Genomic DNA, 15,113 nt, shown 5'->3' on the forward strand with positions numbered 1-15,113 from the left:
TAATGCTTCTTAAAATAAGATTATTTGTTATTTAATTATTATAAAATATCAGGTATATCAATATTAGTTTCTCTCTCGCTATCTGCAACATTTTCAAATATCACTTCAATAGGACTAGAACTTGTGTCATTTTCTTTATCCACAAATCTAGTAAGAGCTTTTTGAAAATCTAGTTTTACAGTACCTATTGGCCCATTTCTTTGTTTTCCTATGATTACTTCTGCTTCTTCTACTGGTTTGTTTATAAATTTTGATTTATAATCTTCACCTTTATCTTTTGCTTCTTTTTCTTTTCGTGCTTCATCTCTTTCTTTATAAACATCATCCCTATAAACAAACATAATAATATCCGCATCTTGTTCTATGGCTCCAGATTCTCTTAAGTCTGAGAGCATCGGTCTTTTATCTGGTCTATTTTCAAGTCCCCTATTTAACTGAGAAAGTGCAATAATTGGAATCTTCATCTCCCTTGCAAGCATTTTTAAACCCCTAGAAATATCAGAAACCTCTTGGTGTCTATCTTTATTTCCAGTTCCTTGCATTAGTTGAAGATAATCAATTATTACAAGTTTTATATTATTTGCTTCATTTTGAGCAAGTTTTCGAACCCTTGCTCTAAGTTGATTAATATTTATACTTCCACCATCATCTACAAAAAGTTTTTTTGTATTTAAATCATCAAAAGCTGAACTTAGATTTGACCATTGGTTATCATCCATATCACCTTTTCTAAGATTTTGTAAAGGAATAGAAGTTTTCGCAGATAACATCCTTAACATAAGTTGTTCAGCTGGCATCTCTAAAGAAAAGAATATTACACCTTTGCCATTTTCAACATTTTTTAAAGCCATATTTAATACAAGTGCGGTTTTCCCCATCGCAGGCCGTGCTGCAATAATAATTAAATCCCCTTCATTAAATCCTGTTGTTCTTTTATCAAGGGCATCAAACCCTGTTGTTTCACCTATTAGATGTTTGTTTCCTAGTTTTTTCATTCTTTCTATATATGATAGAGTGTCATTGGTGATTACATGCATATCTTTTAGTTCAGAAGTTGCTGAATCTGTTGAGATTTTATAAAGCTCACCTTGAATGGTATCAAGGGCTTCATTTGCACTCATTTCTTCTTCAATCGCTACTTTTTTTATAGTAGTAGCCAGAGTTGCAAGTTCTCTTTTTACTGAACCATCTTTTATTTCTCGTACGTATGCTAGGGTATTTGTAATTGGATTTGCTGAAAGAATTTCAAGTAAAATAGAATCATCCACATCTTTAGAATCTAATCTTTTTTTAATAAATTCTTCATCTATTGGCATATCATCATTATGAAGTTTTACCATCACTTCAAATATTTTTTTATGAGCAGGAAGATAAAAATCTTTTGGTTTTAATACGCCTAATACATCCTCTAATTCTTCAGGATTAAAAAGTATCGAACTTAAAACTGCTCTTTCTATATTTATACTGTAAACACTATCCATTTATTCTCCAATTTTTTAAGGATAACACTTTAGCTGAAATCACGTTAGTAGCTAATAAAAGCAATGGATAAAATATTGACAATAAGAATTACGAATAATACAATTATTAAAAGACACAAAGGAAATAAGATGTCAATAAAAAAGTTATGGGAGAATTATCAAGACCTTCTAATATGCAGGTAAAGGAAAAATAGATGAGAAGTTTAATAATTTATCATCATCTGAAATAAAAAAGAAAATTTTAGAATAGAAAATACAAATTATTCTCTATTCTAATTTTTTAAATATTATTTTCTTTTTTCTGCTTCAAATTCTACTTCTTCAATAAATTTATTTATCAAAGCATCTCCAGAAAGTTTAGCAATAATTTCGCCTCTTTTCATCACAAGTCCACTACCTTTTCCAAAGGCGATTGCAACATCAGCACTTTTTGCTTCACCAATTGCATTTACAACACATCCCATAACAGATACATCAAGTGATGTTTTAATATGTGATGTTCTTTTTTCAATTTCAGCAACGGCACTTACTAAATCAGCTTCAATTCTTCCACAAGTTGGACAAGAAACGATATTTAATCCCTCTTTTGCAATTCCAACATCTTTTAGTATTGCCTTTCCTACTTTAATTTCTTCTTCAAGCTCACCTGTCATTGATACTCTTAAAGTATCCCCTATTCCATCAAGTAAAAGTGATCCTAAGGCAATAGAAGATTTTATAGTTGAGTGAAATTGAGTTCCAGCTTCTGTTACTCCTAAATGAAATGGATAATTATTCATAGGTCTTAAAGTTCTATATGCTTCAACTGTTCTTTGAACATCACTAGCTTTTAGAGATATTTTCATATTTGTAAAACCTAAATCTTCAAGATACTTAATATTATAATCAGCACTTGCTACCATTCCTTCTGGTGTTTGTCCATATTTATCTTCAAACTGTTTTTCAAGCGACCCTGAATTTACTCCAATTCTAATAGGTATATTTCGCTCTTGGCAAGCCTTTACTACTTCTTGTACTCTTTTTTTATCACCAATATTTCCTGGATTAATTCTAATACAATCTACAACTTCTGCAGCAATTAAAGCTAATTTATAATGAAAATGAATATCTGCTACAAGTGGTAAATCAACTTGTGATTTAATCTCTTTTAATGCTAACGCTGCTTCCATATTTGGAACAGCAACTCTTACTATATCAGCACCTGCAAAATGTAAGGCTGTGATTTGTTCAACCGTAGCTTTTACATCAGATGTTTTTGTAAATGTCATTGATTGTACAGGAATTGGAGCATCACCCCCAATTGGTACGTTTCCGACGAATATTTGTTTTGTTGGGTATCTTTTTATCATGGAGAAATTTTATTGTAATATATATTAAATTCTAGTGAATTATTTAACAGTAATAAATAAAAAACTAACTTGAAATAATCTTTAAATTTTAATTTAATATAAAATTGATTTTAAATTAAAGTTTTATTTTGAAAATATTAGATACAATGCACGCATTATAAGAAAAGGATTTTTATGCAAAATTTTGCTATTTTTGATTTAATAATACTCAGTATTACTCTAATTCTAGGACTAAAAGGTCTATTTAGAGGACTAATAAAAGAAGTATTTGGCATTATTGGAATCATCGGTGCAATATTTGTAGCGTCTAGAATTTCAAAAGAGATTGGTGATTTAATAGCTCCTATTTTAGTTCTTGAAAATGAAGCAACCATAAAATTGATTGGATTTGTAACTGCATTAGTTGCTGTTTGGCTTGTAGTTTATAGTGCAGGTGTAATAGTTAGTAAAATTTTTGCAGCTAGTGGATTAGGGATTGTTGATAGAATTTTTGGATTTATATTTGGGGCTGCAAAGATATTTTTAATATTTTCTGTTATTGCTTATGCACTTTACCAAGTACAATCATTCAAAAAAGTTATTGATGAGAAGTTTTCTGACTCAATGGTAATGCCTCACTTAATAAGTGTGGGTTCATATATAATTAAACTTGATACCACAACAATAACAAATAGTATTGACAAAGCTGTAGACAATGCCAAAGGTACTACATCATCTATTATTGGAGATACTACAAATAATATAAAAGATGGAGTTGAATCTACAGTAAATGGTGTAAAAGATGCAGTAGAAGAAGAAGTTGTACAAAAAGTTGAAGAACAAATTCAAGAAACAACAAACAATGCAAATGAAGAAATAAATTCTGTAAAAGAAAAATTTAAAAGTATCGCTAATAAACCAGAATAAAATAAATAAAGGAATTTAATATTGTTCGAAAATAAATATATACAACAAAGAATAGAAAAAGCTGAAAAACTAAGAGAAATTGGAATAAATCCATATTCAAATGAAAGTTCAAGAAATAGTACAATTACAAAATTTTTAAATGTTAATAGTGATATTGCACATACAGAAGAAAAAAGAGATGCTAGTAGATCTTATACTGTTGCTGGAAGAATAAAGCTTTATAGACTTATGGGAAAAGCATCTTTTATCAAAATAGAAGATGAAAGTGGTATGCTTCAAATTTATGTAGCAAGAGATAATTTAGCAGAGGGTTTTTACAACGATATTTTCAAAAAGAACATAGAAGTTGGTGATATTATTGAGGTAACAGGTTATCCTTTTGTTACAGGGCATGGTGAACTTTCTTTACATGCTGATAACTTAAAAATACTAACAAAAGCTATTTCTCCACTTCCTGAAAAATTCCATGGAATTCAAGATAAAGAGTTAAGATATAGACAAAGATATTTAGATTTAATAATGAATTCTGAAGTTCGAAAAACATTTCATATTAGATCAAAAGTTATTTCATTAACTAGAAGATTTTTTGAAGACAAAGGATTCTTAGAAGTTGAAACTCCTATGATGCATCCAATTGCAGGTGGAGCAAATGCAAAACCATTTGTTACTCATCATAACGCTTTAGGAATTGATAGATTTTTAAGAATTGCTCCTGAGTTATATTTAAAAAGATGTATCGTTGGTGGATTTGAAGCTGTATTTGAAATTAATAGATGTTTTAGAAATGAAGGTATGGATGCAACTCATAATCCTGAATTTACATCTATTGAATTTTATTGGGCTTATAAAACATATAAAGATTTAATTATTTTAACAAAAGAGTATTTTGAGTACTTATTTGAACATTTAGATTTACCAACAGTATTGCCATATGGTGATTTTAAAATTGATTTTAGTAAATTTACTGAAATTCCATTAATTCAATCTTTAGTAGAAATTGGTGGAGTTCCTGCTGATATTGTTGAAGATAAAGATAAAATTATTGCATTTATGAAAGAAAAAAAACTAGAAGTAAATGCTAAAATGAACATTGGACAACTTCAAGGTGAGCTGTTTGATGAATATGTTGAAGCAAAACTAATAAATCCAACATTCATAACTGAATATCCAGTTGAGATTTCTCCACTTGCAAGAAGAAATGATGAGAAACCTCACTTAACTGATAGATTTGAATTATTTATTGCAGGAAAAGAAATTGCAAATGCGTTTTCTGAGTTAAATGATCCTCTTGATCAATTACAAAGATTTGAGGGTCAAATGGCTGCAAAAGAGTGTGGAGGAGATGATGAAGCACATGAAATGGATGAGGATTTTGTAAATGCCTTATCTTATGGAATGGCTCCAACAGCAGGTCAAGGTATTGGTATTGATAGATTAGTAATGATGCTTACAAATGAACATTCAATTAGAGATGTATTACTATTCCCAGCAATGAAACCAATTAAACAAGAAATTAATCTTCATGAAGATGAAGCTTAAAAAACAAATAACTAGCAAATAAAATATAATAAAATTAAATTAAAAAGGTCAAGGAGAAATATATGAGTTTTTTATCAAACGCAAATTTAGAGCAAGCAGATAACGAAGTTTTTTCAATAATTGAAAATGAATTAAAAAGACAAACTAACCACTTAGAAATGATTGCAAGTGAAAACTTTACAAGCCCAGCTGTAATGCAAGCTATGGGTTCAGTATTTACAAATAAATATGCTGAAGGTTACCCATATAAAAGATATTATGGTGGATGTGAATTTGCTGATCAAGTTGAGCAATTAGCTATTGATAGAGCTTGTGAAATTTTTGGATGCTCTTATGCAAATGTTCAACCTCATTCAGGAAGCCAAGCAAATGGTGCTGTTTATGCTGCATTATTAAGTGCAGGTGATAAATTATTAGGTATGGATTTATCTCATGGTGGGCACTTAACTCATGGTTCTAAGCCATCATTTTCTGGTAAAAACTATTCTGCATTTTATTATGGTGTAGAATTAGACGGAAGAATTAACTATGAAAAAGTTATGGAAATTGCAAAAGTTTGTCAACCTAAAATTATAGTTTGTGGAGCTAGCGCATACGCTAGAGAAATTGATTTTGCTAAATTTAGAGAAATAGCTGATGCTGTTGGTGCTATTTTATTTGCTGATATTGCACATATTGCTGGTCTTGTTGCAGCTGGTGAACATATGAGTCCATTCCCTTATGCAGATGTTGTTACAACTACTACTCATAAGACTTTAAGAGGTCCAAGAGGTGGTATGATTATGACAAATGATGAAGAAATTGCTAAAAAAATCAATAGTGCAATTTTCCCAGGATTACAAGGTGGACCACTTGTTCATGTAATCGCTGCAAAAGCAGTTGCATTTAAAGAAATTTTAGATCCTTCATGGAAAGTTTATGCAAAACAAGTAAAAGCAAATGCAAAAGTTTTAGGAGAGGTTCTAATGAAAAGAGGATATGATATCGTTTCAGATGGAACAGATAATCACCTTGTATTAGTATCTTTTTTAAATAAACCTTTTTCAGGTAAAGATGCAGATGCAGCTTTAGGAAATGCTGGAATTACAGTAAATAAAAACACAGTTCCAGGAGAAACTAGAAGTCCATTCGTTACTTCAGGTATTAGAATTGGAAGTCCTGCATTAACTGCACGAGGAATGAAAGAGAAAGAGTTTGAAATTATTGCAAATAAAATTTGTGATGTTTTAGATAATATTGAAGATACAGCTTTACATGCAAAAATAAATAAAGAGTTAGAAGAATTAGCAGGAAATTTTGTTGTTTATACTCAATCAACTTACTAATATTTCTAAATAATTAAGGATAAGTTATGCAAATAAAAGGCGAAGAGTTCATAAAAAAAGTTCAACTTCAACAAGAACGAGAAGAACTTGAACGAAAGTTAAATGAACTTGAAGATGTTGAAATGTCAATACAAGATGAACCTGTTATTCTATCAAGAAGTATTAATAATACTATTAATGAAACTTCTAATGATGTAGAAATGAATGATCATGAACTTAACAATATTATGTTAGGTTCATCTAACAGTTCAAATGAGGAAAATAAGAAAAAATACCTAATTTTAGGTATTGTTCTTGTAGTTTTATTTTTATTAACAATTATTATTATTCGTCTTTTATCAGGTGATACAACAAAAGAAGATCAATTTACATCTAATAATGCTAATTCTAATGAGATAAAAAAATTATCAGAAAATAGTAATATTGAAGAAAATTTTCAAAAAATTATTAATGAAAGAGTAAAAAAAGATTCTTCAGCACCTATGGTTCCTGAAATTGCAAAAACAAGTGAAGATAAAGTAGAAAACCTTCAACAAGCTGTTGGAAATACTTTAGAAGGAAATGAAACTATTCAACAAGATGAATCACCTTCTAGTATTACAAATGAAGCTTTAGATGAAACTATTAAAAAAATAGAAGAAAAGAAAGCTGTACAAAAAGAAAAAGTTGTAGAAAAAACTGCTGAAAAAGTAACAAAAAAAGAACCTATTAAAAAAGAAATAGCTCAAACAAAAACAGAAGAAAAAAAATCAACTAGAGATCTAGGTGAAAGCTCATCATCTGATATGTCAAAGGGATACTTTGTTCAAATAGGTGCTTTTTCAAAAAAACCTTCTGACAGTTATATTAATACAATTAGAAGTGAGAAATTTAAATATAAAATTTATCAAACAGAAATAAAAGGAACTTTATATAACAAAGTTTTAATAGGACCTTACTCTTCTAGAGCAGCAGCAAATCAAGATATGGATGCTATAAAAGAAAAATTAAGTGTTACAAATGCTTTTATTGTTAAATTCTAAAAGTGATTTAGTATGAATTTTTATAGTAAAGAACTTTTTTTAGATCAATTTACTCCTGTTTCGATTTATGAAAAAGTGAAATCATTATATACTAATGAAATCACTTTTTTATTTGAAAGTACAATCAACTCAAGCGATGGAAATTATTCTTATATCATAATTGGTGCTAGAGAGCGAGTTTGGTATGAGAATAACACTTGTTTTTATAAAAATGAAAAAGGTATTACTGAAGTCGTAGAATCAAATCCTTTAAAATTTTTAAAAAGATATTACAAAAATTTTGATAAACAAACATATAAAGATAAATCAGAAGAGTTAGGTATTGGATTAATAGATGGGTTTATTGGAAATGTTGGTTATGATATTGGGAAAGAGTTTGAAGCAAAATTAAAAGAATCTATGAACAATTTAGTTGACCAATTAAATATTCCTGACTTGGATTTAATTAGACCAAATATTATTTTAGGTTTTTCTCATAAAACTTCAAAACTAGTAATGGTAACTTCAGTTGATTCAAAAAAAGAAGAGTTAAATAAAATAGAAGATATTTTATTTACTACTTATACTTATTCACCTTTAAAAAAAGCAACTATTTTAGATGATGGAAAATTTAACTTTACAAAAGAAGAATTTTTCAATATGGTTGCTGTTTCAAAAGAGAAAATAAAAGCAGGTGATGTATTTCAAATACTTATGTCAAATAGATTTATCCAAAAAGCAAAAGTTGATCACTTGAGTTTTTATAGAGCACTAAGAAGTAAAAATCCAAGTCCTTATCTATTTTTATTAGAATTTGAAAAATTCACAATTGCTGGAAGTTCTCCGGAAGTTATGATTAGACTAGTAGATGGTCACTTACTTTTAAGACCAATTGCAGGTACACGAAAAAGAGGTAAAACTCTTGAAAAAGATATAGCAATGGAAATTGAATTAATCAATGACACTAAAGAAAGAGCAGAACATCTAATGCTTGTAGATTTAGGAAGAAATGATGTAGGACGAGTTGCAAAGCCAGGAACTGTAAAAGTTACTGACTTAATGAGAGTTGAGAGATATTCTCATGTTATGCATATAGTTTCCGATGTGGAAGCTGTGATTGATGATAAATATGACATGTTTGATTTATTTGCAGCTACATTTACAGCAGGAACTATGACTGGAGCTCCAAAAATCAAAGCAATGGAATTAATAGCTCAAATAGAAGGTATAAAAAGAAACTTTTACTCAGGAAGTATTGCTTACTTTGGTTTTGATGGAAATATGGATTCTGCAATTACAATTAGAACTACAATGCTAACTGAAGATACTGTGATTTTTCAAGCAGGTGCAGGAATTGTTGCTGACTCAAATTCAGAAGATGAATACCTTGAAGTTCATAATAAACTTGCTGCAAATATTGCAACACTTAAAGATTTATCTTAAATTTAAACACCAACAAAAAGAGTTCCTTTATTAAATATTGGCTATGATTTCACTCATGAAAGCCCAATATTAAAGGATGAATTTTGTTACTTGGTGTAAATATCGACCACATTGCAGTTTTGCGAGAAGCTAGAAAAATAAACGACCCAAATCCCCTTGATGCCCTTGGTATTTGTAAACTTGCAGGTGCTGATCAAATCACTATTCACTTAAGAGAAGATAGAAGACATATTCATGATAATGATGCCATTACTATTATTAAACACTCATCATTGCCTGTAAACTTAGAGTGTTCAATTAATCCTGAAATTATTGATATTGTTTGTAAACTTAAACCTGCACGTGCGACTTTAGTTCCTGAAAATAGAAATGAAGTAACAACAGAAGGTGGCCTTGATGTAAAAGGTAATTTTGAAAAACTTCAAAAAGCAATTGATAAACTTCATGCTAATGAAATTGAAGTTTCATTATTTATTGATCCTAAAAATGAAATAATTGAATTATCTAGCCAACTTGAAGTAGAATGGATAGAGCTTCATACAGGAACTTTTGCAAATGTTTATGCAATGCTTTATACAAACCTATCACAAACACATCACACAATAAAAGAGTTGGAATTAAGTAAAGTTGAACTAAAAAGCAAATTAGAAAAATCAATAAAAGAGATAGAATCATCATCAAAATTTGCTAAAAAACTAAATCTTAAAATAGCTGCAGGTCATGGTTTAAACTATCAAAATGTAATATTAATCTCTAAAATTCCTGAAATTATAGAGTTAAATATTGGACAAAGTATTATTGCTAGGTCTGTTTTTATAGGTTTAGAAAAAGCAATAGTTGATATGAAAGAGTTAATAAAAAATGATTGAAAAAAAACCCAAAATAGCAATAAGTATTGGTGATTTAAATGGTATTGGTATTGAAATTGCATTAAAGTGCCATGAAAAAATATCAAAAATTTGTACTCCAATTTATTGTATTAATAATAAAATGTTAAAACTTGCATCAAAAGAATTAAATATAGAAATTCCAAATGATTTTGAAATTTTTAAAACTAAAGGTGAGTTTGAAATTAAACCAGGAAATGTTTCAAAAAAATCTGGAAAATATTCTTATGATTCATTTATGGATGCAATAAATCTTGCAAAAAATAATGAAGTAGATGCTATTTGTACCCTTCCTATAAATAAAGAAGCTTGGAATAAAGCAAATATAAAATATAAAGGCCATACAGAAGTTCTAAGAGATTTTTTTGGTAAAAATGCAATAATGATGCTTGGATGTAAAAAAATGTTTGTAGGCTTATTTACAGAGCATATTCCCCTTAAAAAAGTTGCAAAAAAAATTAAAGAAGAATACCTTACTACTTTTTTGATTGATTTTTATAAAAATGTTAAAAATGATAATATAGGTGTTCTGGGATTAAATCCACATGCAAGTGATAATGGCGTTTTAGGAGATGAAGAAGTAGAAATTTTTAAAGCAATAAAAAAAGCAAACAAAGCTTTAGAAAATAATATTTTTAAAGGGCCATTGGTTCCAGATACTGCATTTTCACCACTTTCAAGAAAAAACTATAAATATTTTGTAGCTATGTATCATGATCAAGGATTAGCTCCATTAAAAGCTTTATATTTTGATCAAAGCATAAATGTAAGTTTAAACCTTCCAATAATAAGAACTTCTGTTGACCATGGAACTGCTTTTAATATTGCATACAAAAATGAAAAAATTAACACTAAAAGTTATGTAAATGCAATCAAAGAAGCAATTATTTTAATCTCAAATAAAAAATGAAAAGCTTAGAGGCTTGTTATGAAATTAATTTTTCAAAAATTAATTTCATAGAGCGAAAAATAAAAATAAAAAATCCAAGAACTATAATAAGTGGTGCTTCCAAAACTGGTAAAAGCTACTTGATTTATGATTTTCTATCGGGATTTAAAGTAAAAGATTACATATACATAGATTTATTAGATTTAAGAAATGATATTAATGAAATATCTCAAAATTTAGCAAAATTTATTAAAATGAATGAAATAACTGTCCTAGTAATAGAAAATTATAATTTCCAATTTGAACTTCCTTCTTGTGAATATATAATTATTTCTATGATTAAACCAGATAAAATTAAAGGTTTTAAAAATTTAATAATTGGAGCATTAGATTTTGAAGAATATTTATTACATGATAATAAACATCAAAATATTACTCAAAGTTTTAATAGTTTTTTAAAATTTGGGAATTTACCTGAATTAATAAATATAGATGAATATAAAAAAATTCAACGTTTACAAGAAATTATATATCTTCAATGTAAAGATGAAACTGAATATGAGATTTTTAAGATTTTAATTGAAAATATTGATGAAAAAAAATCACTATTTCAACTTTTTAATACTTTAAAATTAAAATTTAAAATTTCAAAAGATAAATTTTATGAAATTTGCAAATTCTATGAAAATAATAAATCTATTTATTTTCTACAAAAATACAATCAAGAAAAAGCAACTAAAAAAATATATTCTTATAATCATTCATTTTTTAATGCTGTTTCATATACAAAAAAGTTTAAAAATGAATTTTCAAACTTGGTTTTTTTGGAATTGATAAATAAATTTGATGATATTTATTATCTGGATTCTATTGATTTTTATATTCCATCAAAAAATATTGCAATAGTTCCTATTCCATTTTTTAACACTTTTTTAACAAGTAATTTAGTAAAAAAGATTATAAAAAATGCACAAGAATTAAATATCAGTGAAGTAAATATTATTTCAATTTCAAATAATGAAAAAATTTCTGATTCAAAATTAAAAATAAATGTCATACCATTTTATGAATGGGCGTTAAGCTAAGTATTTGTTAATTATTTTTTAGGTAAAATCCAAAAATTATAGAAGGATATACATATGAATAAAAGAGTACTTGTTAAATTTTCTGGTGAAGCACTAGCTGGTGTTGAAGGTTATGGTATTGATACTCAAATATTGGATTATATTGCTGAAGAGATAAAAAGCCTAGTTGAGAACGGAATCGAAGTTGGTATCGTAATTGGTGGAGGAAATATAATCAGGGGAGTAACAGCTGCTGCTGATGGTGTTATTAAAAGAACAAGTGCCGATTATATGGGAATGTTAGGAACAGTAATAAATGGTATTGCTATGCAGGAAGCCCTAGAATACAAAGGTTTAAGTGCTAGATTACAAACTGCTATTAAAATGGAACAAATTGCTGAACCATTTATAGTAAGAAAAGCTGTTAGACATTTAGAAAAAGGTAGAGTTGTTATATTTGGTGCAGGAACAGGAAATCCATATTTTACAACAGATACAGGAGCAACATTAAGAGCAACAGAAATTGGTGCTTCTATGTTAATAAAAGCTACTAAAGTAGATGGAGTTTATGATAAAGATCCTATGAAGTTTAGTGATGCAGTTAAATTTGACACTTTATCTTATGATAGAGCGTTAGAAGATCATATTAAAGTGATGGATGATACAGCAATTGCATTAGCAAAAGACAATAAACTTCCAATAGTTGTAGCAAATATGAATGAAAAAGGGAACTTACTAGCAATCATTAAAGGTGATTATAGTAAATGTTCAATAGTAAAATAAATTTAAATAGATTAATTAAATAGCAAAAGGAACAATATTATGATGAGATTAGAAGAAAGAATATCAAAAGCTTTAAAACAAGTAGATAATGATAGATATGTATTAGCAATTGCTGTTGGTCAAAGAGCTGATGAATTAAGTAAAGGTGCAAAACCTTTATTAGAATTAAATACTCAAAAAATGAAATATACTGATATTGCAATTGATGAAATCGCAAGTGGTTTATTAAAAATCGAAGGTTTTGTAGATAGAAAATAAAGATAAGTTTTAAAACTTATCTTTAGGTCTTACATATTATGGATCCATTTATCAAAGAAATTCAACATATAAATAATGTTGATGACGCTATTAATAAACTTAAAAGTCAAACTGACATATCACCCAAATTATACGAAATTATAAATTTTATTATAGAAGCCCACGAAGGTCAATATAGAAAAAGTGGAGAGCCATACTGTGTTCATCCTATATTAGTTGCCTGTATAACAGCCCACTTTTCAAAAGATGAAGCAATAATTGCAACTGCCCTACTTCATGATGTTGTTGAAGATACAAATTTCTCATTACAATATGTTCAGGATAAATGGGGAAATGATATTGCCCATATGGTTGATGGTCTTACAAAAATTGTTGAAATTAGAGAGCATGAATTTATAGCTTCTGATGAACAAAGTAATACAAAAACAATCTCTTCTGCACTTACCTTTAGAAAAATGCTTATTGCCTCAATTGATGATGTAAGAGTACTTGTTGTAAAACTGTGTGATAGATTACACAATATGCTAACCCTTGCTGTTTTACCCCACAATAAACAAAAAAGAATTGCGGAAGAAACACTTGTTGTTTATGTACCAATTGCAAATAGATTAGGTATTTCTAAATTAAAAAACACTTTAGAAGATTTAGCTTTTTACTATATTTACCCAAATGAATATAATAAAATTGATAAATACTTAAAAGAACAAGAACATGCAATGCAGCTCACTTTTAATACTTTTATATCAACTACAAAAAATTTATTAGAAAAAAATGGTTATGATTTAAATAAAATCAAAATTTATAGTAGAATTAAACATCATTACTCAATCTATTTAAAAATGCAAAGAAAAGGTATTACAATAGATGAAGTTCTAGATTTATTTGCAATTAGAATTTTAGTTGAAGAAGATATTGATTGTTATAAAGTTTTAGGATTTATGCATTTAGAATTTAAACCTTTAATTTCAAGATTTAAAGACTATGTTGCAACTCCAAAAGAAAATGGTTACCAAACTATACATACTACTGTATTTTACAATTCAAAAATTTATGAGATTCAAATCAGATCTTTTGAAATGAACACAGTTGCAGAATTTGGGATTGCAGCCCATTGGAAATATAAAACTGGTGCTAAAAATACAACAAATTTAAATTGGTTAAAATCCTTAGAATTTTCAAATGAAAATATAGAAGAATTTTATCAAGAAACAAAAGATAATTTATATACAGAAGAGATTATAGTTTATTCACCAAAAGGAGAAGTATTTACCCTTCCTGTTGGTGCAACAGCTTATGATTTTGCCTTTGCAGTTCACACAAACATTGGTAAAAAAGCTATTGGCTGTTTTATAAATAAAATAAAAAAACCTCTATTAACAGAACTTAAAAGTACAGATATTGTGTCAATTGAGCTTTCTGATGAAATAATAGTAAGATGTTCTTGGATGGCTATGGTTAAAACTTCAAGGGCAAAAAAACAAATAAAACTTTTATGTACACATAGACAAAAAGAAATAGATGAGATTTCAGGTAAAAATATTATAAATACAGTTTTTTCAAGATATTATGAAGATGTAACAAAAATATATAGCGTAGATTCTTTATACAAAATACCACAAATATTGGATTTCTTCAAACATACTAAACAAGTAATTGAAAAAAATATAATTAATGACAATGGATTAATGACTAGATTTAAAATTTTAACTAGTAAGATTAAAGAATTTAAATTTGATAATGTCTTAATATATTCAAATTTCAGTATAAGTTCTGTATCATTTGACCATTGTTGTCATCCTAAATTTGGTGATGATATAGTCGCATTTAGAGATGGAAATGAAGCTGTTATTCATCATAAGATGTGTGATCAGGCATATGACAAAATTAAAAGTAATCAGCAAATGCTTTTTTGTAAATGGACAAAAAGTAGTGTTTACCAATATAAAATGGTAATAAGTATTCCAAATACAAAAGGTGAATTAGCAAAAGTGCTAACTTATTTAGCAGAAAATGAATTTTATATCTTAGGAATAGAATTTGGTAGACAACAGCATTCATATATTCAATACTGCGATATAGAGTTTGAAATTAATAAATCAAATATAGAAGAAGTAAGAAAAATTATAGAGAAAAAAGTAAAAGTTATAGAATTCTTTTCAAAAAAAGATGCATATACTAAATAAGTAAT

General features: G+C 27.9%; 13 protein-coding genes. 11 read left to right on the top strand and 2 right to left on the bottom strand.

The features are described 5' to 3' along the window. Positions 1–38: 38 nt before the first annotated feature. Positions 39–1,481 (bottom strand): replicative DNA helicase, encoded by a 1,443-nt coding sequence (locus ABVS04_RS13610; RefSeq protein ID WP_368031306.1) that lies wholly within the window; start codon positions 1,479–1,481, stop codon positions 39–41. A 287-nt stretch (positions 1,482–1,768) separates the two neighbouring features. Next, positions 1,769–2,830, bottom strand: a complete 1,062-nt coding sequence (gene ispG, locus ABVS04_RS13615; RefSeq protein ID WP_368031307.1) for a flavodoxin-dependent (E)-4-hydroxy-3-methylbut-2-enyl-diphosphate synthase — start codon at positions 2,828–2,830, stop codon at positions 1,769–1,771. A gap of 174 nt (positions 2,831–3,004) precedes the next feature. Here ispG and ABVS04_RS13620 point away from each other — a divergent pair, with 174 nt between their 5' ends. The 11 genes from ABVS04_RS13620 (at position 3,005) to ABVS04_RS13670 (ending at position 15,108) form a co-directional block, all read left to right on the top strand. Next, the gene (locus ABVS04_RS13620) at positions 3,005–3,736 is read left to right on the top strand and encodes a CvpA family protein (RefSeq protein ID WP_368031308.1); all 732 of its coding nucleotides are present in this window, start codon (positions 3,005–3,007) and stop codon (positions 3,734–3,736) included. An 18-nt stretch (positions 3,737–3,754) separates the two neighbouring features. After that, complete coding sequence (gene lysS / locus ABVS04_RS13625; protein WP_368031350.1) at positions 3,755–5,275, top strand: lysine--tRNA ligase; 1,521 nt, start codon at positions 3,755–3,757, stop codon at positions 5,273–5,275. Between the two features lie 62 nt (positions 5,276–5,337). Then, positions 5,338–6,600 carry a serine hydroxymethyltransferase gene (locus tag ABVS04_RS13630; protein WP_368031309.1) on the top strand — a complete coding sequence of 421 codons (1,263 nt, stop codon included), beginning with the start codon at positions 5,338–5,340 and terminating at the stop codon, positions 6,598–6,600. 26 nt (positions 6,601–6,626) lie between these two features. After that, complete coding sequence (locus ABVS04_RS13635; protein WP_368031310.1) at positions 6,627–7,622, top strand: SPOR domain-containing protein; 996 nt, start codon at positions 6,627–6,629, stop codon at positions 7,620–7,622. A 12-nt stretch (positions 7,623–7,634) separates the two neighbouring features. Then, positions 7,635–9,044, top strand: a complete 1,410-nt coding sequence (locus ABVS04_RS13640) for an anthranilate synthase component I family protein (protein ID WP_368031311.1) — start codon at positions 7,635–7,637, stop codon at positions 9,042–9,044. A gap of 83 nt (positions 9,045–9,127) precedes the next feature. Further along, entirely contained in the window at positions 9,128–9,913 is a 786-nt protein-coding gene (locus ABVS04_RS13645) for a pyridoxine 5'-phosphate synthase (RefSeq protein ID WP_368031312.1), read from the top strand. Next, positions 9,906–10,841, top strand: coding sequence for a 4-hydroxythreonine-4-phosphate dehydrogenase (gene pdxA / locus ABVS04_RS13650; RefSeq protein WP_368031313.1), 936 nt, complete (start codon positions 9,906–9,908; stop codon positions 10,839–10,841). The genes ABVS04_RS13645 and pdxA overlap by 8 nt, the downstream gene beginning before the upstream one ends. Next, positions 10,838–11,905 carry an ATP-binding protein gene (locus ABVS04_RS13655; RefSeq protein WP_368031315.1) on the top strand — a complete coding sequence of 356 codons (1,068 nt, stop codon included), beginning with the start codon at positions 10,838–10,840 and terminating at the stop codon, positions 11,903–11,905. Before pdxA ends, ABVS04_RS13655 begins: the two co-directional genes overlap by 4 nt. Before the next feature lie 54 nt (positions 11,906–11,959). Next, positions 11,960–12,667 carry a UMP kinase gene (pyrH, locus tag ABVS04_RS13660; protein ID WP_368031316.1) on the top strand — a complete coding sequence of 236 codons (708 nt, stop codon included), beginning with the start codon at positions 11,960–11,962 and terminating at the stop codon, positions 12,665–12,667. A 39-nt stretch (positions 12,668–12,706) separates the two neighbouring features. Further along, positions 12,707–12,925 carry a DNA-directed RNA polymerase subunit omega gene (locus tag ABVS04_RS13665; protein ID WP_368031317.1) on the top strand — a complete coding sequence of 73 codons (219 nt, stop codon included), beginning with the start codon at positions 12,707–12,709 and terminating at the stop codon, positions 12,923–12,925. A gap of 38 nt (positions 12,926–12,963) precedes the next feature. Continuing rightward, positions 12,964–15,108: a bifunctional (p)ppGpp synthetase/guanosine-3',5'-bis(diphosphate) 3'-pyrophosphohydrolase gene (locus ABVS04_RS13670; RefSeq protein ID WP_368031318.1), complete on the top strand. Its 2,145-nt coding sequence runs from the start codon at positions 12,964–12,966 to the stop codon at positions 15,106–15,108. The last annotated feature ends 5 nt before the right edge of the window (positions 15,109–15,113 follow it).

The organism is Arcobacter sp. s6 (assembly GCF_040884245.1).
Lineage (GTDB): Bacteria > Campylobacterota > Campylobacteria > Campylobacterales > Arcobacteraceae > Aliarcobacter.